This window comes from Candidatus Zymogenus saltonus (genome assembly GCA_016929395.1).
Taxonomy (GTDB): domain Bacteria; phylum Desulfobacterota; class Zymogenia; order Zymogenales; family Zymogenaceae; genus Zymogenus; species Zymogenus saltonus.
Window position 1 is genome coordinate 71066 of record JAFGIX010000027.1, and the last position, 23144, is coordinate 94209.

The window sequence follows — 23144 nt, forward strand, 5'->3', positions numbered from 1 at the left end:
TGTCGGCACAGAACCACCGATATTTTGGCCGCTATTCATAAGATGAATAGTATGTGGCCTTACAGTCCGGACAGATGCCGTGAGAAAAGTCGGCCTCGGAGTTGTCCCTGATAAAAACCTCGAGTTGAATCCATTTCCCCTCTTTGTTTCTGATCTTCTTGCAGACGGCGCAGATGGGGATTATCCCGCTGAGCCTCTTCGCCTTTTCTATAGATCTCTTCAGCTCCACCAGTATCTTCTTCTCCCAGTCGGCAAGTTCCCGCTTCGTAATGTCCCTCAATATCGCTATAATCACAACCTCGTCCTCGAGGCTCGCCGCACACGCGCTGACCTCGACCGGGACAACTTCCCTATTATCGCCCATTACAAAAAAGTTTTCCAAAACCGGCTTTTTGCTTTTTAGAAGTTTTTTGATAAGCTTATTGAAGTTTTTGATCTCATCTTCGGGGAAGAGCCTCGAGACGTCCATCTCAGAAAATCTATCGTTTGATATACCGAAGAACTCCTGAGCCCTTCTGTTCGTTTCGATTACCCCAAGGTTTAAAGCTTCAAAGATCAGCATCGGATCGTTTGCGCTCTCGAGAATCGTACGGTATTTCCGCTCGGATCGACGAAGTTGAACGCCGACGTGTTTGTTGTAGAGCGCCACCTCTATTGCCGCCTTCAGCGCTCTCTCCTGAAACGGCTTGACTATATATCCGAAGGGCTCGGTCTCTTTCGCCTTCATGATGTTTTCGTCGTCGGCAAAGGCGGTAAGAAATATAACCGGTATATCGAGGTCCTCCTTGACAATTCTGGACGCATCGATCCCGTCCATTTCCCCGGGCATGACGATGTCCATGAGAATAAGATCCGGACTCAGTTTTTTCGCCTTATCCACCGCCTCTTTCCCCGAGGACGCCCTGCCCACAACATCGTATCCCATGGATGACAACCTCTCCTCAAGCTGCATCGAGATTACAACTTCATCATCAACTACCAGTATCCTGGACATATTTGCCCTCCTCCTTGAGCGCACTAAACTTAATCACAAATTGAGTTCCACTGTCGCCTGATTCTACAAATATATCTCCCATCAGCTGTTCCCTGACGAGGTTCCTGACAAGCCTGAGACCCAAGCCATCGACCTCGTTAATATCAAATCCCTCTGGCAATCCCACACCGTTATCCTTAACCACGACCGTAATAACGCCCTCGTCGGATTCCCTGATCGTGCACTCAAGGGTCCCCCTTTCCCCCTCTCCGAACGCGTGTTTGTAGGCGTTCGTAAACAGCTCATTCAGTATCAGGCTTAGAGGAATGGCCTGGGTCACGGGAATTGTAACGTCAAAGTCCTCGATAACTGGAATTATATTCGCGTTTCTCTTTGCGTGGACCACGGAAATGTAGTTTATCAGGTCTTGGGTGTGTTTAACAAGGTTTATTTTATCGAATCTCTCGCTCTGGTAGAGCTGGGAATGAATAAGGGCCATCGTGTGAATCCGCGAGCGGGCGTCATTGAACAGCTCGAAACTGTCCCTGCCGCCCATCCTCATCATGTCCATATCGAGAAGTCCCGATATGATCTGCAGGTTGTTTTTGACCCTGTGATGAACCTCCTTCAAGAGAATCTCCTTTTCATCAAGAGACTGTTTTATCTTCTGCTCGGCCAACTTCCTTTCCGTTATATCCTTAGTAAAATTCACCGTGGCAATGACATCTTTACCGTTGTCAAAAATGGGCGATATGGTCGCCTCTGTATATACCCCCGTCTCTTGATCAAACCCCTGTATTACAACGGGCTTTTTTGTCCTGATAACCTTTGTATGAGGGCAGTCGGGCAAGGGCGCCTTCAATCCGTGCTCGAGCTCGTAACAGAGTTTTCCAACAATGTCCCTTGGATGCCTGTTCAGGGATTTGGCGAAGGCCATGTTCACCTTTATGTAACAATGATTTCTATCTATTATCGATATCTTGTCGGAGAAGGAATCGAAGGTAGTCTGCCATTCCTGGGCTGCCCCTATGATCTTCTCCACCCATTTCTTGCGAAAGGTTACTTCGCTTACGACAACGACATACGACGCTGTTTTGCCGCTGCTATCAAACAGGGGGGTTATCTTAAACTCGGAATCAAAGGCGGTGCCGTCCTTTCTCAAGTTTTTCTTCTCCCCCGCCCATGTTTTACCGGAAGAAACCTTGCCGTACATCTTTTTCCGGTCCCGCTCCGAAACCTGCTCCGCATCCAGCGAATCGATGCCTTTGCCCAAAAGCTCCTCCTCCGAATAGCCGTACATCTTCCTTGCTGTGCCGTTGGCATATACGATTTTCAGATCGGCGTCGGTTACGATTATGGCATCGGATACCTGTTCTGTGACGGCGCCTTGAAACTTCAAGGCCTTGTCAAGCTTCTTCCGATCCGTGATGTCGCGCAAGAGGATCAAGACCTCGTCTTCTCCGCTCACAGCCGTCCTGGCCTCAAAGTCCTTAGACCCCTTCACGAGCATCGGCATCCGGCACTCCATTACCTGAACATCCCCGCTTTCGAGACAGCTTTTGACAGAGCCCATAAGCCTTTCACTCATATATTCGGACAGTATCTCTTCAATCCTCCTTCCTATAATCTTCTCCGGCCTTGCGGAAAGGCTTTCCAAACCGGTGCTGTGAAAATCCAGGAATTTGCCGTCCCTTGAGATACGAAAGACAATGTCCGGAAGCGTCTTTAAAAGGGCCTTGTTTCTCCCTTCGCTCTCCTTCAGCGACGCCTCGGTACCAACCCGCCCGGTGACATCCTCGGTATGGAGCAAAACGAGGTCCGGGGGAACGTATGTATAGCTTAAAGCGAGGTGTCTTCCCTTCCCGAGAATATCGCATCCCCCGGTCATCTCCCGCTTCACCGTTGACTTCCTTCTGTAGCAGTTGTACAGGTCCCTCAATATCTCCTTGTCTTTATCGAATATCTCGCTTGCCGCCATTCCCAGATAATTGGAGATCTTTCCATCGGTGGCCGTTAAGGCGGCGTCGTTGTAGTTAATAAGGATAAAACCCTCCTTCCTCTTTTGCCATGTATATGTGGGGATCGGAATCCCCATATATTGGGCCCTAATCTTCAGCTTCGACTCACTCAGCTTCGCCTCGGTCTCCACCCTCAAGACCGCATATGAGAGCGCCCTGACGAGGAGTCCCGGTGTAATCTCCCTCTTGAAAAGGTAGTCCTGTGCACCCCTCGTAACCGCCTCCGTGGCGGTCACCTCATCTTCGACCGACGTAAGAACCACGATCGGCGTGTTCCCGGCCCTGTCCCTAATGGTGAGAAACGTCGAGAGACCCCCGCTGTCGGACAACAGCAGATCCAACAGCACCACGTCGATTCCCCCCTCCGCCAAGCGTTTTATCCCCTTGTCAAGACTTGGTCTATGCTCCACGGTAAAGGACTTCCCCTTGGCGTCTTTTATCATATTCTCGATCAGCCGGGCATAGCCGAGGTCGTCCTCTATCAACAACACATTAATATGCTTCTTTCTCATCCGACTCTCCATCCATACATATCTATGGGCGGTCAATCCCCAAAAGACCTCCCTGCCGACACCTCCCCCTTAAGCACCCCAAAACTCCATCGCCCGTTAAATAAAATTTCCCCTTTATCGTAACGTTATGGGCGGATAATTCCATAAAGTAAAAAACCGCCTTGCGGCGGTCCAAAAAGAACATCGATAAAAATAGATACCGAATCATTCAATTACTGCTTTAAAAAATGAACCCCGCAAAAACGAACAACAATATCATGCCATCCATATGAACTCTCCAATCCCACCGAAGACCTTTAAATCCCTACTTTCTAAAAAGACCGTTATATCTATCGGCCTATTGGCCCATCCACCCATCCGCCCATCGACCCACCGGACCGCCAAAACCGGATTATAAGACCGCCGTCGGAAACAGGGAAACAAGGCATCATCAGACAGCTTTTTCAAGCCTCATCAGAAATAATCGATAAAATTACCGCGAATCAGCGAGGTGAATATCTATGGTCTCTCCTTACTCTTCACAGATCTACCATAGAAAAATTTGATATAGGAGTAAATTGGTTCACGGGAGCGTTACGGTTGACTCAAGTCAAATATTACTAAAAATCTGGAAACGTTGTCAAATCCTTTTTTTTCTCCCCCGAAATTGCATGACCACCTTTAAAAACTTCGTGGAAACAACCGCTTAAAAAGAATACATACATAACCGATCCTCCCTTCCCCCAAATCCCATCCTCCCCAATTCGCCCCCTACCCCAGTCGAATTTTCCCTCATTCCCAATCCCCCCGACTCCCTTTTTTTATATCGTTTCCCCTGATGTTGAAAACGAGGGCAATGCCCCCGCCCAACCTATTCCCCCCACCTATTCAATCACTCAAAACCACCCCATCCGCCCCATCCCGCCGATCCCTTCCATCCCGATCTCAAACCTTCTTTTTATCGTTGGTCTTATATCCCTTCTCCCTGTACATGGCAACGTCCGCGGCCCTGATAAATTCCTCGATGGCAATATCTTCCGTAAGGATTTCGATCCCGAAGCTTATTCCTATATCTTTAAATGTCTTGGATACCTCCCTCTCGATACGCTTTGCCACCTCCAAGGCGTCCTCCTTTTTTGCGTTCGGGAGGATCACGGCAAATTCGTCTCCGCCGTACCTGAACGCCGCGTCGCTCTCCCTCCTCACGGATTTCTTTGTGATCTCCCCGATCTCCCTCAAGACATCGTCGCCCTTCTGATGCCCGTATCTATCGTTATATTGTTTAAAGTTATCAAGGTCGAATATCATCAGACATATGGGGTAGGACATCCTCCTGGCCTTTGCCGCCTCCTCCTCGATCTTTCTGTAGAAATAGCGCTGGTTATAGAGTCCCGTAAGGCTGTCGGTGATGGAGAGCGTCCATAGCTCCTCCTCCAGCTTCTTTCGGTTGGTAATATCGACCAGGGAGCCCATTATGGAGATCGGCTTTTCCTCCTCGTCGATAACGAGGCTCGCCGAGAGCTGGACGTTGAACAGGGAGCCGTCCTTCTTCCTTGCGAGCACCTCCCCGACCCAGCTCTCCATCCCATCCTGGGAATCTATACTTTCCCTGATCCTCCCCTCGTCGTACCAGATCTCCTCCCAGGACAACCCAATGACCTCGGAGATGTCGTCGTACCCCCACATATTCAGGAACGAGGGATTGACATAGGTGACGATCCCGTTTAGATCAAAGAGCACTATGGCGCTGATGGAGGACTTCATCGCCCAGTCGCTGATCCTCATCGTCCTCTCTGTTTCCTTTTGTTCCGTAATGTCCCTGGAGATCAGGATGATACTGTTAATCTCTCCTTCGGAGTCCCTGACCGGATAGAAATATCCCTCCACCCAGCGTTTAACGATCTTGGGGGATTCGGTCGTAACATACTCCACCGGAGGAATGACCGTCTCTTCCCCTGAAAACGCCCTTTCGACATAAGACATAACCCCGAGTCTCTCGAGCTGCTCGTCCTCGAGAATGTTGTAGTCTTTTAGATCGTCCAGAGAACCTTCCCAAAGCTTCTCCCAGGAACGATTGACATTTACGATCTTGCCTTCGGTATTCATAACCTGGATGCTGAAAGGCGACTGCTCTATCATCCTCTTGAACTGCTCTTCGCTCTTGCGCAGGGCCTCCTCCACTTTCTTCCGCTCCTCTATCTCCAATTCCAGTTTTTCGTTTATCTCCGAAAGCTCCTTCATCCGTTTCTTGATATCGACCTCGAGGTTATCCCTCGACTTCTTGAGCTCTTCCTCGGCCTTTTTCCTGTCGGTAATATCCTCCGTGAATACGAAGACGGATTCGGGGGAGGCCGGCATCATAGTGACCGTCAGGAATCTCGTTTTCTTCAAACTCCTGTAGCTGTACTCGTAATCCTTTTTTATTACGATATTCTTTTTCAGGCAGCGGGCGATCTCCCGGACGATCTCCGGCTTGTCGGAATGGAGCTCCTCCGCTCTTATATTCAACATCTCATCGATCTTTCCCCCGGTAATCTCCCGCGCGGCCCTGTTGTAGTCCACCAGTATGAAATCCCCATCGGAGAGACGCCATGTATATGAAGGAAGGGGAAACCCCATAAAGAGCGTGCGAAGCTTCTCCTCGGAATTCCTGATCTCCTCTCCGGCCTTCCTCCTCTCCATGACATACCTGAGCGAGCGAATGAGATTGTCCGGCCTTACATCGATCTTGAACAGGTACTCGTCCGCACCCTTATTGAGCGCCTCCAGCGCCAATTTTTCATCGTCCAGGGACGTTATTATCACGATCGGGATTTCCGCGGCCTCACCCTTGATCTTCAAGAATGTGTCGAGGCCGCTGGAATCGGGGAGCATCAGGTCAAGGAGTATGATTCCGACGTCTTTCTTGGCCAGGTATTTAATCGCCTTTTCGATCGATTCGGCGTGAAGGAGATCGAACGAAGCCGTCACCGTGTCCTCGAATATCTCTCTAATCAGATTCGCGTATACCTGATCATCCTCGACGAGGAGGACTAATGTCGGTCCATCTTTCATTATAAATACATCTTATCCAGAATTCCGGCTTGGTTAAAAAGCGCCAATCCCAAAAGCCTTAACAATTACTATTATACAACAAAAACCGTCCTTTTGTATTGGAACCTCAAGGTCGCTAAAACTACAAGGCCCTCCCAGACTCACGAAAAAATACAGCCGGCATATCGTTATTAAAAAAGCGGCGGCAAAACGACAATCCCCCAAGCATTCTTTCCCTCTATAGACAAAACGAAATGGAAGTTGTTTCCCTAAACAGGTGGCCGCTTTTCACTTTATCATAACTTTCCCTACATACTAAATATAATCAAAAATGTACAACAAAACAGTACTCGAATAATCGGATCTGATGCGGAAACACGGTTTCGGATTGACTTGGTTTTTTTAATATGAACAGCGTGAGATGGAAGTGACAACAATCACAAAACTCAGCTTATTAAGTTGGAATGACTCTGATCGCAATTTGAAAAGGATGCTGTTATTCTTTCGGATAATCCACAAACCTCTTCAGCTCAACGAGAACCTCCGCCGAAATTCCCAAGCCGTCTGCGCCCGCGGCTTCGATATGCTCGATAATATCGATTACGGATATCAAGGAGCTGACCTTAACGTTGCATTTATCCTCAATGACCTTCGAGAACACCCTTCCGTCCCCGCCCCTCTCCATCCTGTCCACGACCACCAAAATCCCAACCACCTCTGCCTTCGTCTCCCCCTCCAGCCGATCTATCGCATCTATCTTCGTCTTGCCGTCCGTTATGACGTCATCAACGAGAAGGACTCGCTTCCCCTCAAGATCGGTCCCGATGAAATCGCCCCCCTCCCCGTGCGTCTTGCTCTCCTTCCTGTCGTAGGCGAATCCCTTGACGACATCGTATCTCTCGTAGAGAGACGAGGTCAGTGCCGATGCCAAAACGATTCCCTTGTAGGCGGGGCCGAAGACCACGTCGAAGCCTTCAAGGCCGGTATCCGCCTTAATCTTGTCGGCCATCAAGCCCGCAAGCTCCGAGATCGCCCTGCCGTCGGCCAAATCGCCGAGGTTGACGAAGTAGGGCGACATCCTTCCGCTCTTGAGCCTGAACTCTCCGAAGCGGACCGCCCCGCTCGTCAGAAGCAACCCGATTGTTCTCCTCTTCAGTTCTTCCATGGTAATTAGAAAAAGTTCAATAATTGAATTTGTTTACAATCAGCGCGGCTAAAAAAACTTCCTCTCATAAAGAGCAATTTTTAATCACATCCCAAAAATAATCACATTCCAAAGTGTCCCTATCGAATTACCGCCGCGGCACCCATATTTACGGCCGAAAACTCCTCCGTCCCGAAAGCGGAGAGCGCGGCCCGCCCTATACTTGCTATCGATTATACCTCCTCCTCATCGGCCGCTGATCAAGAAATTAGATTTTCTTTAAAGATTATCAGATAACGGTTACTATTTCAAGTTGTTTTAAATCGAACTTTAAAAGTTGGAAAGCCTTATATTTTTCTTGACATATTTTACGGTCGGTGCTAAAAATGTGTGGTGAATGACTATTCATTCATAAAGGGGGCCGGCGAATTGTAAATGAATTTAGATGGTTATGCTTACACTTTGTTGGTTTAATATATTTTAACAATATTTTAGGAGACGATCATGGCAAATCCAATCGTTGATATGAGAGACGCACGCTTCGTCCTCTACGAGCAGCTAGATATAGAAAAGCTCACCGAGAGGGATAAATTCAAGGATCACTCAAAAGACATCTTTGATATGGTCCTGGACGAAGCAGAAAAACTCACGGTAAACGAAATTTTTCCTACAAGCGAGGAGAGTGACAGGGTTGGTTCGCAATACGATCCAAAGACCCACGAGGTCACCACGCCTTCAAGTTTCAAGAAGGCCCTTCAGGCCTATAATGAGGGTGGATGGATCGCCATGGCGGAAAAAACCGAAGTCGGGGGACAGCAACTGCCCTATTCCCTATACATGGCTTGCACCGAACTTTTCACAGGGGCGAACTTCGCTTTTATCGCCTTTCCGGGACTCGCCCACGGCGCCGCCCGCATGATCGAGAACTTCGGCACGGAGGAGCAGAAAAACACCTACATGACAAAAATGTATGGGGGCGAGTGGCTGGGGACGATGTGCCTTACAGAGCCCGGTGCCGGCTCCGAGGTGGGGGCGACAAAGTGTAAGGCAACTCCGAATCCCGATGGCTCCTACTCCATCGTTGGCACCAAGTCGTTCATCACGTCGGGTGAGCACGACCTGTCGGAAAACATCATCCACACCGTCCTCGCCAGGATCGAAGGCGACCCACCCGGGACGAAGGGGATATCGATTTTCATCGTGCCGAAATTTATACCCAAAGAGGACGGCTCGATAGGCGAGAGGAACGACCTCTACTGCAGCGGCATCGAGGAGAAGATGGGGATCCACGGCTCGCCGACGACCACCCTCAACTTCGGCGACAACGGAAAGTGCGTCGGCTACATGCTCGGAGATCGGATGAAGGGCATGAAAGTCATGTTCACCATGATGAACGAGGAGAGGATATTCGTGGGACTTCAGGGTCTGGCCACCAGCTCGGCGGCGTACCTCCACGCGGTGCAGTACGCAAAGGAGCGCGTCCAGGGACCACACTACACCAAGATGACGGAAAAGGATTCGCCATCGGTCCCGATCATCCAGCCCCCCGATGTGAGGAGGATGCTCACCCGCATGAAGGCCTATGTCGAGGGGATGAGGGGTCTCCAATACTACCTGGGATACCTGACTGACAACGTCGAGACCACAGAGGGTGAAGAAAAGGCCCGCTGGCAGGGACTCCTCGACCTCCTCATCCCGGTCTGCAAGGGATACCAGACCGACATGGTGTGGGACATCACGGGCCAGGCCATTCAGGTCTACGGCGGATACGGCTTCATCAAGGAGTACCCTGTAGAGCAGTTCGCCAGGGATTCCAAGATCGCGTCCCTCTACGAGGGAACCAACGGCATTCAGGCTATGGACTTCACCTTCAGAAAGACCCTCCTAAACGGCATGGTGATGTTCGGTTACTTCAAAGAAGAGGTGGCAAAGGTCGTCGCCGAGGCGAAGGGCATCCAGGCGCTGGCGGCCTACGCAAAAGAGGTCGAGGCCACCCTCAAGGGGCTTGAAGAGGCCTTCGCCTTCCAGCAGGAGCTTATGGGGAAGGGGAAGATGGGCCTGATCTTCGGAAACGCCTGCCCGCTGATGGAGGTCATGGGCGACCTCGTTATGGGGTGGCAGCTCCTCTGGCAGTCGACAATTACCTACCCGAAGCTCCAGGAGCTGACCGGAGGCGCCACTGGGGACGCCCTGAAGGCGAAGATCAAGGACAGCTCCGAGGCGGCCTTCTACGCCGGGAAGCTCAACGCCGCGGGCTACTACCTCGGAAACCTCCTTGCCAGGACAGCCGGCAAGATCAAGGCCATTAAGACCGAGGAGGACGGCTACCTCGAAATCGCAGACGAGAGCTTCAGCTCATAGCGCCGGCGGGGACGGGAATGGGAAACGGGGGAAACGTGAAATGCCCGTCACTGATTGTTATGTAAGCGAAAAGGGGCCCCGGAATTGTCGGGGCCCTTTTTTATACTCATAGTTTGCGGCCAAAACTTTATTACATATTACAATTACAGATCGGCATCAGAAACCAAAAAAGGCTCCGGGATACCCTGGGCCTTTTTTATTATTGATTGAAATCGGTGGGGAAAACCACTCACCCTCTTTCATGAACAACCCACGTTATGTATACACCTTTACACCTCACCCGAACCTGAAAACCGACCGACAAAACATTAAAGCGGGAAGAATCGACGGGCCGAGCTCTCCCGGCTAATCCGCGGCGTGAACCGTCAAGACCGGGCACTTTGCGAGCCTGACCACCTTCTCCGTCACCGAGCCCAGGACAAAATGCCTGAACCCCGTCTCCCCGTGCGTCCCGATGACTATCAGATTTGCGCCCTTCTCAACAGCCGTCTCGACTATGGTCTCGGCCGCCTTTCCCCTCCCGATGATCAGCTCCGGAGAGGCCTTTTCCCCAATCTTGTCCTTGACCACCGTCTCGAGGGTTATCATCGCCATCTCCTCCAGCTTTTCCTGATAGAGGGGGACGTCGATGGCGGGATTTGTAGGCAGGGCCGGGAGGACGGGGATCTCCTCCACCACGTGCAGAATCATGAGGGACGCCTTGAACTTCTCGGCCATCTCCCGTGCCGCGATCAGCGCCTTGAAGGATGGATCGCTGAAATCGGTGGTACATAAAATCTTCTTTATAGGAAACATGGATAACCTCCGTATTTGTTGGGGAACCGAGAAAAATCCGCCGACCCCCATAAAATCTTTTATATACGAAATCTCCTGCCTTGTCAAATGACGATTCATCGAGGATCGAAATTTAGCAAAAATAGCTTTACATACGACCCCCCATAATATATCCTCACAGTAAACAGGCCTTCTACAAAAAAGAGCTAAATGCCATGATACCCCTGAAAGACAACGTCCCATCGCAGAGGATACCGTTCGTAAACTACATCCTCATCGGCCTCAACGTCCTGGTCTTCTTCGTTGAGCTGGCCCAGGGGCAGCAGATCAACGAGTTTATATACCGCTTCGGCCTCGTCCCCTCCTGGGTGACGGCCGGGATCTACGGGCCGAGATACGAGATCCTCCCATTCTTCACGTCTATGTTTCTCCACGGCGGCTGGATGCACATCATCGGGAATATGCTCTTTCTGTGGATCTTCGGCGACAACGTGGAGGACAGGATGGGGCACTTCTTCTACGTGCTCTTCTACCTCGGCTCCGGGATCGGGGCGAGCCTCCTCCACATAGCCACGGCGCCCGGCTCCACGATCCCCACCGTGGGGGCGAGCGGCGCCATCGCCGGGGTGATGGGCGCCTACCTCGTCCTCTACCCCAGGGCCAGGGTCCTCACCGCCGTGATAATCATATACATCATCCGCACGATGGAGATACCGGCGATCGTCTTTTTAGGGCTGTGGTTCCTGATGCAGTTCATCATGGGTATAGCCACCGCCGCCTCCACCGGCGCCACCGGCGGGATAGCCTTCTGGGCGCACGTGGGGGGGTTCGTTGTGGGGATCGCCGGCGGCGGGATCGCAAAGCTATTCACCCGGGGCGGCCGCCCGAGGAGGCTCTCCGGGCGCCCCGACGTCGAGGTGATCACCAAGGAGGGGAAGAGATATTGGCATTGAATTGACTGTATATATTTTGTATAATGCAAAGACAGAAAGTATAAAAATCCCATAAAATGTGAATAGAAAGCAATGAAATTTAAACTCTTAATAAGTTAAATCTGATATTTTTTAAATAAGAAACCAAGGAGAATATTCTTGAGAATTGTTGCGGTTTATTCCCATCTAAACGGTCTTGAGCATATAAAAGTTCATAAAGAATATATCTGGACTGAAATACAGGACGTGATAGCACAAACTAATGCAGAACTTTGTAAAACTAAAGTGTCAAAAGAAAAAACGATGAAAGGTAAGCTGCTGTATTCCCCTGATGACATGAATAAATCAATCAGATCGGCATTTGAAAAGCGAGAATGGAAGCAGCAACGAACATCATATTGGGTAACTGAAGATGCCAAATTAATAAGAAAAACAATGAAAATGCCCCCAGAAGAGCAAAAGGCGGAAATATTAGCCTCCGGACACAAAGCGATTTATTCCTACAACCAAACAGATTTTGTTAAAGAACGTGTAGCTGTAGAAGTTCAATTTGGGAAATATTCTTTTGTCGCATACGATCTTTTTGTGAAACATATGGCATTCTACGTGGGTGATTTAATCGATGTTGGTGTTGAAATACTGCCAATGAAGGAATTACAGGCCGAGATGTCTTCAGGGCCAGGCTATTATGAAAGTGAGCTTTATAACCTTATTAGAGAGGGAAGAGGAGTCCCCGCAGTTCCGTTGATTTTGGTAGGTGTAGCACAATAGATAAATACCTAAATAATTTTAGATATATTTTTTCAATTTACACAGTTGAGTCTTTGATGAAGAATATTGGTTTTACATCAAATTTCGACTTAAATGCAAATGTCGTCCTTTTTGAAGGAGATTGTCTCGATTTGCTTTCTCAAATACCAAACGGGTTGATTAAGCTGGTCGTCACCTCACCACCCTACAATCTTGGGAAACCTTATGAAAAACGCCTTGATTTGGAAGAATATTTAAATCAACAACGAAAGGTTATTAAAGAATGTTACAGAGTTTTAAATGATCACGGCAGCATATGCTGGCAGATCGGCAATTTTGTAGATAATGGCGAAATAATACCTCTTGACATTGTCTTATATCCTATTTTTAGCGAATTGGGTTTAAAGCTGAGAAATCGGATAGTGTGGCATTTTGGTCATGGTTTACACGCTTCAAAGAGGTTTTCAGGCAGATACGAGGTAATATTGTGGTTCACCAAAGGAAATGACTATACTTTTAACCTTGATCCTATTCGTGTCCCTCAAAAGTACCCCGAAAAAAAGCACTTTAAAGGCCCGAAAAGAGGACAACTATCAGGGAATCCCCTAGGGAAAAATCCCACCGATATATGGGAGATACCAAATGTCAAGGCAAATCATATCGAAAAGACAATGCATCCTTGCCAATTCCCAGTCGAATTGATTGAAAGACTTGTCCTTGCAATGACAGATGAAGGAGACTGGGTATTCGATCCCTTTATTGGCGTTGGCACTACTGCAATTGCCTCGATTATCCACAACAGGAGAGCAATCGGCGCGGAAGTAATGCCGGAATACATAGAGATAGCTAAAGAACGCTTAAATCTTGCGGAGAAGGGCGAATTAAAAGTAAGACCGATTGACAGATCTGTTTATGATCCCAAAACTCCCAAGAAAAATATACCGCCAAAAATTATAAAGCTCTGGCCTGAACCATCACAGGAAGATCTGTTTGAAAAAGAAATTGAACGCGGAAGAGAAAAAAAGTAGTCTTAGCTATACTTTTTTCCCCACTTATAACAGCGTCCCCACATCCGTCGAAGCCCACGACTACTACGACATTGCGATGACGAGGGAGCTTGAGATAAGGAAGAACCTCAACCTCAACGACGACGAGACGGGGATATTCGAGACAGCGGTTTAGCCCGCCCGACCTTGTTTACCCCCCCCTCCCCCATCAATCCCATCAAACCGTCCCCCAAAAACTTTTTTCAGCAACCCCCATTTTTCCCTTGACACGAAACCTCAGGAACGTATACTGAACAAGAAAATTAGTCAATTGACTAATATATGGGTCAGTCAACTAACAAAGGTAATCAATAGCATTGAGAGCGACAATGAAGCCGAAAAAAATATCGGACATAAGAAAGCAGGAGATAGTGGAGAGCTTCTACCAGGTGATGAAAAAGGAGGGGTTCAAGGGCTCCTCCATCGCCAAGATAGCCAAGCACATGGAGGTTCACCCCAGCCTCATCACCCATTACTACAAGAAGAAAGACGACCTTGTCCTCGATCTCGTGGATAACCTCCTTTCCCGATACGAGGAGATGTACGCCGTCAGGTTTGAGAACGTAACCGACCCTAAAATGCGATTTCGCCTGCTGCTCGATCTCGTATTCGGGCCGGAGTGGGGGCCCCTGATCGACAACCGGGTCTTCTTCGAGTGCTACTCATTGAGCCTTAGGGACGGGCGTCTGAAAGACCGCCTCAAAAAGATGTACCTGCGTTTTAAAAAAATATTAATAGTGGAGATTAACTCCTATATGGAGCACGGCGTTATAAGGGGGATCGACCCGAACAAGGCCGCGAACTTCATCATAGCCTTGGTCGAGGGGATCGATTATTACAGAAACATCCTGGATGATGAAAACAGGGTTCAGCTGGATGAGCTCAGGCAATACCTGAAGGAGATAGTCGTAAACACGCTTGAAAAGCAATAAGGAGGACCAATGATAACTTATTATTCTTTTTTAGGAGGTAATTATTATGTTTTCGTTGAAAGACAAGGTTTCCGTGATAACGGGGGGAGCCTCCGGCCTCGGCAAGGCGACGGCCGAGAGATTCGCAAAGGCTGGGGCGAAGGTGGTCGTCGCGGACATCCAGGACGGTGAGAGCGTGGCCAAAAGCGCCGGCGGCATGTACGTCAAGACCGACGTCTCCAAAGAGAAGGAGGTCAAGGCGTTAATGGAAAAGGCCGCCGGGAAGTTCGGGAAGATCGACATCGTCATAAACAACGCCGGGATTGAAGGGACAACCGGGATGGTCACCGACATCAAGGAGGAGGACCTCGACAGCGGCATCAACGTCAACCTCAAGGGTGTGCTATGGGGGATAAAGCACGCCGTCCCCCACATGACCGTCGGAGGCTCCATCGTCAACACCGCTTCCTACGCCGGGGCCTTCGGCACGCCCACCTACGGGATCTACGTGATAACGAAGGCCTCGATCATCGCTTTAACCAAGACCGCGGCGCTGGAGCTGGCGCCCATGGGTATCCGTGTAAACGCCATCTGCCCCAGCACAATGGACACCCCGATGGCCTACGTGGAGGGTGCGGAGATAGAGCTCAAGGTCTCCACGATGCTTCAGGCGATCGAGCGTTTGGGGACGCCGGAGGAGGCGGCGGCCCTCTTTCACTTCTTGGCGGCGGAGGAGAGCGCCTTCATCACCGGCCAGGCGATAATGCTGGACGGGGGACTGAGCGCCGGCCCGGCCCTGGGGATGGTGGGAGTCCTCTACGAGAAGGCCATGGGAGAGCCGCTGGACCTGGAATCGATGAAAAAGTGAGTGTGGACCGTGTTTTATTGATAGCATTATTAACAACACAAATTTCTTATTTAAAGGAGGATTATCATGGCAACAATAACCGGAGGAGAGCTTATAGTAAAGTGTCTCAAGAAGGAGGGCGTGAAGAGGATTTTTGCAATCATCGATGCGTTTTACAATCCGGTCATCGCAAACGTGGGGAAGTACGACATCCGCTGGATAGGCCCCAGGCACGAGGCGGCCGCCGTCCACATGGCGGAGGGGGTGTTCAAGACGACAGGGGAGATCCCGGTAGTCATGGCGGGCGCCGGGCCCGGAACGGCCAATCTCCTGTCAGGGATGATATGCGCCAGGGAGGAGGGGGTGCCGGTAGTCGCCATCTCGTCCCAGTGCCGCCAGGAGGTCATATATCCATGCAAGCCGGGTGTCTTTCAGGGAACGGAGCAGTACGACTTTTTCAAGCCGGTGACGAAGTGGAACGCCGTTGTCCACTCCTGGGAGCGGATCCCGGAAATCATCCAGCGGGCGTTCAGGGAGGCGGTGTCGGGAAGGCCCGGCCCCGTCCATGTCGATGTCCCCTATACCGTGTCTTACGCCGAGGGTGAAGAGTCGAAGGTAAGGATCCTGGAACCCCACCAGTACAGGGCGACCGCCCCGGAGCCCTCGGAGAAGCAGATCGAGGAGGTGGCAAAGCTCATCAAGGGCGCCAAAAATCCCCTCCTCATGGCGGGTACGGGCGTTCTCAACTCCGGCGGGTGGGAAGATTTTATGGGTCTCGTTGAGCTCCTCAACTGCCCCGCCACCACCACCATGGCCGCCAGGTCGGCAATACCGAACGATCACTCCAACTACATCTTCGGGTACGGGAAAGGGGCGCTGACCGCCAGGACGGAGGCGGACGTCGTCCTCGCCGTAGGGACAAGGCTCGGCGACATGGACCTCCCGTTCAAGAAGTACTGGGGCGATCCGGACAAGCAGAAAATAATCCAGGTGGACATCGATCCGAGAAACATCGGCGCAAACTGGCCCATTCACATGGGGGTCGTGGGCGACGCAAAGGCGATGGTAAAGGCGCTCGGCGGCAAGCTCAAGGAGATGGGGGTAAAGCCCTCGGACGGCAAGATGGTAAAACAGTATAAGGACATGGATGACGAGTGGTGGCAGGAGCAGACGGGACACATCAAGGACTACGCCGGGGAGAAGATCCACCCCGCCCACTCGGTGCAGACGGCCAGAAAGGTTTTCCCTCCCGACGCCATCAACATAGGGGACGGAGGAAACACCAGCCTCTTCAACGCCTTTTTCACCCCTTACACCAAGCCGAGGACATCACTGGGGTTATTCGAGTTCGGCCATCTGGGGATCGGCATCCCCTACGCCATTGGGGCCAAGGTGGCAAATCCGGACAAGGACGTATACGTCATCGTGGGGGACGGGGCGGCGGGCTTCAACTTCATGGAGATGGTAACCGCCGTCAGGGAAAAGATAAAGATAACGGTAATGGTTCACGCCGAGGAGTCCTGGTGCATGGAGGAGATAGGCCAGCTCATGGAGTTCGGCGACCCGTCGAAGCTGGTGGGATGCAAGCAGTACCCGATAAGGTGGGACAAGGTGGCGGAGGGTCTTGGGTGTTACAGCGAGTACGTGGATAAGATCGAGAACCTCGAGGACGCCATCAGGCGCGCCAAGGACTCGGAGCTTCCCGCGGTGCTCTGTGTCAAGACGGACAAGCAGTCCAACCTCATACCACCAGGAGCGGAGCAGTTCGAGCAGGTCTACACGGGCGTTCCCGAAGAGCAGGGATAAAATAGGGTATCCATGCGGGAAAGGGCCTTTAAGCCCTTTCCCGCACCTCTTTTTGCAACCATAAAAACAAGAGGAGAGAATATTGTGGGAACACTCGATGGAAAGGTGGCGATCGTCACCGGAGTTGGGAGACCTGACGGAATCGGCGAGGCGACGGCCCTCAAGATGGCGGAGGAGGGGGCAAACGTCGTAATATCCGATATATGCCGCACATACGAGGGAGACATGTCATGGTATCCCCTGGGGGGATGGGAATATCTGGAATCGGTCGCAAAAAAAATAGAGGATATGGGAAGAAAGGCCAAGGCCTTCAAGGTGGACATTACCAAGAAGGACGAGATAGAGGAGATGGTTAAGGAGACCGTAAAAGTATTCAATAGGATTGACATCCTCGTCAACAACGCCGGATCGGGGGTGGGGGTGGGCCCCTTCTTGGACATCCCGGAGGCGGCCTGGGACAAGACCATGGAGGTGAACGTGAAGGGCACCTTTTATTGCATGAGGGCGGTTATCCCCGAAATGTTAAAGGTCGGGGGCGGAAGGATCATCAATCTCTCCTCCACCGCGGGCCTTATGGGCCCTGCGGAATACGGCGCCTATTCGCCCAGCAAGTTCGCAATAATCGGGATGACCCAGACCGTCGCCCTGGAGTATGCCCCAAAAAACATCCTGATAAACGCCGTCTGTCCCCACTTCGTTGAGACGAGCATGGGACGTGACGAATACCAGTACATAGCCATGCTCAACGGGATCACGCCCGAGGAGGCAAGGGAGAAATCGATCAAGACGATCCCCATCGGAAGGCCGGCGACGGGACGCGACATCGCCGACGTCATCTACTTCCTCGCCTCCCCCCTCGGAAGCTACATGGTGGGTCAGGCGGTCCCCATAACCGGGGGCGGAGAGATTTGGTCGCCATAGAAATAGTGCAATAGGGGTGCAATAGGGGATGGCCTGTGGATTCGGAGCCTCCTGCCGTGGTCTGCGCCAAGACGGACAAGCGGTCAAACCTGATTCCCCGGACCGGGCAGTCCGTGAAGCAAACGCCGGAGTTTAAGAAGAACGATGGCCAACCTACGGTGGGAGGGGGCTTTTACCCCTCCCACCCCTTTTCCCCCACCAATAACTACTTGACCCCATGACTGCCTTACCCCTTTTAATCTCCACGCCCGACCGGTTCAATTACGAATCACTTCTTGAAGCCCTTTCCCTCCTGCCACGCCCGGCCGACGCAATCGCCGAGCACCCAGAAGCGGTTGTCCGGCATCGACAGGACAAAGGGCTTGACCTTTTCGACGTCCGGAATCCCGTCGGTCAAGACCGACTCCTCGGCGTGAACGCCCACAACTTCCCCCACAAATAGGTAGTTTGTTGGCAGCTCGACCATTTCGACCACACGGCACTCCACATTGACCGGACACCCCTTTATCAGGGGGGCGGCCTTGAGACCGCCGTAAAAAAGGGCGAAGAGTTCCGATTTGTCGACCTTTTTCGCGGAGACCAGCCCGGTGTAGTCTGTAATGGCCACCATATCCGTAGACGGCACATTTATGCTGAACTCTCCGTTCTGAAGTACCCCGTCCGCCGATTGATGACCTTTATTGACGGATATTGCGATCATCGGCGGCTTGTGATTGCATCGCGTCAGCCAGCCGAGCGCCATGAAGTTTGCCCTGCCGCCGACATGGGTGCCGAGGATCGTCTGCGTCGTTATCGGAACAAAGGCAAAGGTCTCATCGGAAATATCGATTTTGGCCATTTAGCATTCTCCTTTATATCATTTATCATTTGAGCCGAATTCTACATCCACCGTTTTTAAACCGCAATTCAAATTTTCATCTATTATGAACCTGTTTGCCGCAATTTTTTACTCATCCACCTTTTGCCTTTTCAAAACAATTCTGGTATAATTCAAACCTAAACGCCCACAGCAGATGTTAAAAACCCGACCTTTTAAGAGGCAAAAACCGTGGAACGAGAAAACCCGAACGGCTATAACTATAGCGACCCCGGCGGAACAACCGGCGGCGGAGATCACGACAAGTACCTGAAGGGGCCTGCGCCCATCATCACCGTGGAGGACAGCCGCGTAAGGAACAGGATAGCCATAGTCCTCATCATCGTCATAACCGCGCTGGCCGCTTTCTTACTCTTTACGGACAAGGTGCCCATCTACATCAAGATGCTTAAGATCGACATCCCCGAGGTAAAGGCCTTCGCCGCGGCGGAGCTGGGAAAATCGAAAGACAAAAGGGCAGTATGGCCTCTGGTGAACACCCTCACCGGCTCCATGGAGCAGGCCGTCTGGGAGGCCTCGGTTTCGGCGTTGTTGAAGATAGGCTCGGTCTGCCCGGACGGCTCCCCCAGGGGAGAGGGTTGCCCGGCGGGAGATGGCGGCAAGGGCAATGTCTCCAACGCAAAGCTGATAGGAGAATCGCTCAAGATATTTTCGGGCGAGACGTACGACGACCGATACAGGGATCGGCTCTCCGCCTTCATCGCCTTGGGCCTCAAGGATAAAAACGTCGACGTCAGGATTTTTGCGGCCCAGCTCCTCTCGAATTTCGGGAGGGAGAACGCCGTAAAGTCCCTGACCGACGCCCTGAACGACGATGACCCAAGGGTTAGAGCCATAGCGAAGCTCTCCCTCGACTCGATCAAAGATCGTATCGCGAAGCCGATGCCCGATACTCCCTATAACGAAGATGTCGCAAAGGTGCCCTCTCATTTGGAGACGACCCCGGAGGTCCCGGAACCCGGCTCCCCCCCGGCCCTGTCGCCGTCGAAGAGTTTCACCGATCTCGAAAGCGAGTTCAAGGAGCTGGGCAAAACCCTGACCCCCCCGTTCGAGTTCGAGGCGATGGTCAAGGACTTGAAGAGCGGTGACCCGAAGGTCAGGGCAAAGGCCGCGATGACCCTCGCCTACCTGAAGCAGAGGCGGGGGACAGTCTATATACTGCCCCTACTAAAAAACCCAGAGGAATCGGTGAGGATAAGGGCCGAGTTTTCCTTAGGCGAGCTCAACAACTTCGCGTCCGTAAGGCCGCTTATCGAGACCTACAAGACGGCCGGAGAGGAGGAGAAGCTCGTCATCTTTCATTCCCTCCTCAAGATGGACGACACGGCGGTCAAGAGGGCGCTATCGGAGGTGAGCGCCGGCGAAGACAAAGAGGGCGCAAAGATCGCGGCGATCGTGCTCCACTTCGGCAAGAAAGAGGTTGAATGACCGACCATTCCCTCTCCCGACGCCCAGCCTAACATATTTACACACTTTTATCGAAATGCGTCCTTGACAAGGCCGCACAAGATGTATTAAGCTATACACCGACATATCAATATTGCAATATTGGGCAATGAGGAGAGCTGTTTGATGAAAATAGAGGCAATCAAAATAAGGGCTAAGATCGCGGCGAGATCGTCTCTCGCGTATATTTTACTCGCCCTGTTTTTAATAACGACCGTCCTTTTTATCCCGGGTGTTTCTTCGGCCTCGGAAAACCTCTACATATCGGACATCCTCGATGGCGCCGAGCCGAACCCGGCGTTCAAAAACGACCACTACAAGACGAGGAGGGACGTCCTGTCCGGCGTAGTGGGCCCGGAGACCTGGGTAGAGCACTACGTCCGCGGAGATGAAACGATAGAGACCCTCTCCTACAACAACTACATCTACGGGATTATAGTTAAAAAGGATAGCGGCAAGATCGACCATTACAACCTGAACGATGACAAGAAGACGTACTCCTTATCGGGGGAGAAGCCGCCAGAGGGCTGGCTTTCCAAGGGACCCGATTACAACGAAGTGGTCAGAAAGGCCAACGGTTATATCTCCGACCGACATTACAAGGACGCGATTGAGCTAATCGAGGGCTCCATCGACGAGAGGGAGGACAAGACCGGGAACCTCTACTTCCTTTTGGCGTTGGCCTACGACGGCATGAACGAGGTCGAGTACGCCGCCCAAAACTATAAGAAGGCCGTCGATCTAAACCTCGAGAAAAATGAGCTGACCGTGGCGCTGAGAAACCTCGGGATAATCTTGAGGGGCTTGGGCAGGCACAATGAAGCCGCCGTATACCTCGAAAGGTATCTGGATCTCGTCCCGAACGACCCGGACGCCGAAAATATAAAAAAATATGTCAGTGACTACAAGTAGATGACAAAAAGCGGCGGTACGGGGGGGATGGGAAGATTTACCTCCATTGCGGCGTTGGGTCAAATCAGGACAAAGCGAGACCATGAGATGTTTCAAACCGCGGCGGATTTGTTCAAGTTGTGGACAAAGGCGGCATCGGTTTTGAATTTAACTGACTTCAAAGACTATTGTTGGATCTAAAAGAGATGAGATTATTTTTTAGCAGGAAATTATTGAATATTGCAGGAAAGGCGCGATCGGGCCTTCTGTTGTTATTTATTATCGCGGCGGTCGCCCTCCCCTTTTCGGTTTGCCCCGATTTTCAATCCTTCATCGGGCCGACCGTGGAAACGGCGTCGGCCTGGTCGGCCGAGACAATCTCTTACGAAGATTACTTGGAGAGGACCGAAAAGCTTATATTTGCAGACCGCTTCAAGGACGCCGTGGAGCTTATAGAGGAGGCGATAAACAAGGGGGGACACAAGACGGCAAAGCTCTATTTCTATCTCGCCCTCTCATACGACAACCTCGATGAGCTCGAATCTGCCGTTACCAACTACAAGAAGGCGATCTCCATGAATATCGACAAAGAAGAGCTTTTGGTCTCCCTTAAAAACCTCGGCATAATATTGAGGAGTCAGGATAACCATAAAGAGGCCGCAAACTATTTCGGCAGGTATCTGAAGCTCGTCCCGGACGACCCTGATGTGGACAACATCAGAAGCTACGTCGAATATTACAAGAAGCAATGAAGATGAAACGGGAGATTTCCCCCGCCACCAAGCTCTTCTGCCTTATAGGCGATCCCGTATCCCACTCAAAATCCCCGGCGATGATGAACGCCGCCTTTGAGACATTGGGAATCGATGCGGTCTACCTCGCCTTCCACGTTCAGGGCAGAGACGTCGGGACGGTATTGAACGCATTGAGGATAATGGACGTCGGCGGCGTAAACGTAACCGCACCCCACAAGGGGCGGGTGATCGGATACCTCGACGAGCTCTTCCCGGAGGCCCAGCTCACCGGCTCGGTAAACACCATATTCCCGTCCATGGATAAGCTCATCGGCGACAACACGGACGGCTACGGCATGGTGTCCGCGATCAACTACGAGCTTAACGTCGCCGTTTCAGGCGCCCGGATCCTAATAATAGGGGCCGGGGGCGCTGCCCGGGGCGTCCTCTTTTCGATTCTTCAAGAATCGCCAGCCTCCCTCACCATAGCAAACAGGTCGATAGACAAGGCCGAGGAGCTGAGATCCAACCTTATGGATGTACTGAAAAGGAATATAGAAATCGAGGTCGTGCCCTTAAATCCCGGAGTGATTAACCCGGAAATAGACCGATTCGATATAATTATCAACGCCACCTCGGTCAAGAAATCGACACCGGAGGCGACCTCCCCCGAAAACGATCCCCTTGGACTCGATCTCCTCAAGATGAAAAAAGGGGCCCTCTTCTTTGACATGAACTACGGAGTAGAAAAGGGCGATGTAGAAGCCGCCCTAAAAGAGAGGGGGGTGCTCTACTCCGACGGCCTCGCAATGCTCCTCCATCAGGGCGCCCGCGCCTTGGCACTCTGGACAGGGGAGGAGGCTCCCCTCGATATCATGAGGGCGGCCCTGGGGATGAAACAGGTCTGAATCCCTCTTCGTTTCGAGGGATTATGACCCTTATTATGCCTCAATGGAAATGCCCTCCCCTTCGCTTCCAGATTTTAAGGCAGCACACATAGAAGGACCGGACTCCACGCAATTGTCCTTTAAGCGGCACCGAGCAGTTCCCATCCCGCTCCATAAAAATATGAATATAAAGAGGCGGCTCAGTTAATCTTTCGTTTTGAGCTTATCCATTCTATTTGTCCTTGACCCGACGATCTTGATCCTGTCCTCTACTTTTACTATTACCAACTTCTCATTGTCGT

20 protein-coding genes are annotated in these 23144 nt (G+C 51.4%); 14 read left to right on the forward strand and 6 right to left on the reverse strand.

Going from position 1 to position 23144, the window contains the following annotated elements; translation table 11 throughout:
• Positions 1-31 precede the first annotated feature (31 nt).
• From JW984_05780 to pyrE, 4 genes are all read right to left on the reverse strand, one after another.
• On the reverse strand, positions 32-994 hold the full coding sequence (locus JW984_05780) for a response regulator (protein MBN1572692.1): 963 nt from the start codon (positions 992-994) through the stop codon (positions 32-34).
• Positions 972-3503: a PAS domain S-box protein gene (locus JW984_05785; protein MBN1572693.1), complete on the reverse strand. Its 2532-nt coding sequence runs from the start codon at positions 3501-3503 to the stop codon at positions 972-974. Before JW984_05785 ends, JW984_05780 begins: the two co-directional genes overlap by 23 nt.
• Positions 3504-4427: 924 nt before the next feature.
• Positions 4428-6536, reverse strand: coding sequence for a diguanylate cyclase (locus JW984_05790; protein ID MBN1572694.1), 2109 nt, complete (start codon positions 6534-6536; stop codon positions 4428-4430).
• Between the two features lie 475 nt (positions 6537-7011).
• Positions 7012-7680, reverse strand: a complete 669-nt coding sequence (gene pyrE, locus JW984_05795) for an orotate phosphoribosyltransferase (protein MBN1572695.1) — start codon at positions 7678-7680, stop codon at positions 7012-7014.
• 483 nt (positions 7681-8163) lie between these two features.
• Between pyrE and JW984_05800 the strand changes: the two genes are divergently transcribed.
• On the forward strand, positions 8164-10020 hold the full coding sequence (locus tag JW984_05800; protein MBN1572696.1) for an acyl-CoA dehydrogenase: 1857 nt from the start codon (positions 8164-8166) through the stop codon (positions 10018-10020).
• 345 nt (positions 10021-10365) lie between these two features.
• Here the strand turns inward: JW984_05800 and JW984_05805 are convergent, their stop codons facing one another.
• Entirely contained in the window at positions 10366-10815 is a 450-nt protein-coding gene (locus tag JW984_05805) for a universal stress protein (GenBank protein ID MBN1572697.1), read from the reverse strand.
• A 194-nt stretch (positions 10816-11009) separates the two neighbouring features.
• On the opposite strand from JW984_05805, the gene JW984_05810 reads away from it, so the two are divergent.
• From JW984_05810 to JW984_05850, 9 genes are all read left to right on the forward strand, one after another.
• Positions 11010-11747: a rhomboid family intramembrane serine protease gene (locus JW984_05810; GenBank protein ID MBN1572698.1), complete on the forward strand. Its 738-nt coding sequence runs from the start codon at positions 11010-11012 to the stop codon at positions 11745-11747.
• Positions 11748-11885: 138 nt separating this feature from the next.
• A complete protein-coding gene (locus tag JW984_05815; GenBank protein MBN1572699.1) occupies positions 11886-12497 on the forward strand; it encodes a restriction endonuclease in 612 nt (203 codons plus the stop codon).
• A 56-nt stretch (positions 12498-12553) separates the two neighbouring features.
• Positions 12554-13504, forward strand: coding sequence for a site-specific DNA-methyltransferase (locus JW984_05820; protein ID MBN1572700.1), 951 nt, complete (start codon positions 12554-12556; stop codon positions 13502-13504).
• Positions 13467-13658 carry a hypothetical protein gene (locus JW984_05825; GenBank protein MBN1572701.1) on the forward strand — a complete coding sequence of 64 codons (192 nt, stop codon included), beginning with the start codon at positions 13467-13469 and terminating at the stop codon, positions 13656-13658. The genes JW984_05820 and JW984_05825 overlap by 38 nt, the downstream gene beginning before the upstream one ends.
• A 193-nt stretch (positions 13659-13851) precedes the next feature.
• Positions 13852-14454, forward strand: coding sequence for a TetR family transcriptional regulator C-terminal domain-containing protein (locus JW984_05830; protein ID MBN1572702.1), 603 nt, complete (start codon positions 13852-13854; stop codon positions 14452-14454).
• 46 nt (positions 14455-14500) lie between these two features.
• On the forward strand, positions 14501-15301 hold the full coding sequence (locus tag JW984_05835; protein MBN1572703.1) for an SDR family oxidoreductase: 801 nt from the start codon (positions 14501-14503) through the stop codon (positions 15299-15301).
• 66 nt (positions 15302-15367) lie between these two features.
• Positions 15368-17086, forward strand: a complete 1719-nt coding sequence (locus tag JW984_05840) for a thiamine pyrophosphate-binding protein (GenBank protein MBN1572704.1) — start codon at positions 15368-15370, stop codon at positions 17084-17086.
• An 84-nt stretch (positions 17087-17170) separates the two neighbouring features.
• The gene (locus JW984_05845; GenBank protein ID MBN1572705.1) at positions 17171-18007 is read left to right on the forward strand and encodes an SDR family oxidoreductase; all 837 of its coding nucleotides are present in this window, start codon (positions 17171-17173) and stop codon (positions 18005-18007) included.
• Positions 18008-18042: 35 nt separating this feature from the next.
• Complete coding sequence (locus JW984_05850) at positions 18043-18228, forward strand: hypothetical protein (protein ID MBN1572706.1); 186 nt, start codon at positions 18043-18045, stop codon at positions 18226-18228.
• A 47-nt stretch (positions 18229-18275) separates the two neighbouring features.
• Here the strand turns inward: JW984_05850 and JW984_05855 are convergent, their stop codons facing one another.
• Positions 18276-18845: a flavin reductase family protein gene (locus JW984_05855; protein ID MBN1572707.1), complete on the reverse strand. Its 570-nt coding sequence runs from the start codon at positions 18843-18845 to the stop codon at positions 18276-18278.
• A 210-nt stretch (positions 18846-19055) separates the two neighbouring features.
• Between JW984_05855 and JW984_05860 the strand changes: the two genes are divergently transcribed.
• The 4 genes from JW984_05860 (at position 19056) to aroE (ending at position 22863) form a co-directional block, all read left to right on the forward strand.
• Entirely contained in the window at positions 19056-20312 is a 1257-nt protein-coding gene (locus tag JW984_05860) for a HEAT repeat domain-containing protein (protein MBN1572708.1), read from the forward strand.
• A gap of 144 nt (positions 20313-20456) precedes the next feature.
• The gene (locus tag JW984_05865; protein MBN1572709.1) at positions 20457-21242 is read left to right on the forward strand and encodes a hypothetical protein; all 786 of its coding nucleotides are present in this window, start codon (positions 20457-20459) and stop codon (positions 21240-21242) included.
• A gap of 212 nt (positions 21243-21454) precedes the next feature.
• A complete protein-coding gene (locus JW984_05870) occupies positions 21455-21973 on the forward strand; it encodes a tetratricopeptide repeat protein (GenBank protein ID MBN1572710.1) in 519 nt (172 codons plus the stop codon).
• A gap of 2 nt (positions 21974-21975) precedes the next feature.
• The gene (aroE, locus tag JW984_05875; protein ID MBN1572711.1) at positions 21976-22863 is read left to right on the forward strand and encodes a shikimate dehydrogenase; all 888 of its coding nucleotides are present in this window, start codon (positions 21976-21978) and stop codon (positions 22861-22863) included.
• Positions 22864-23144 lie beyond the last annotated feature (281 nt).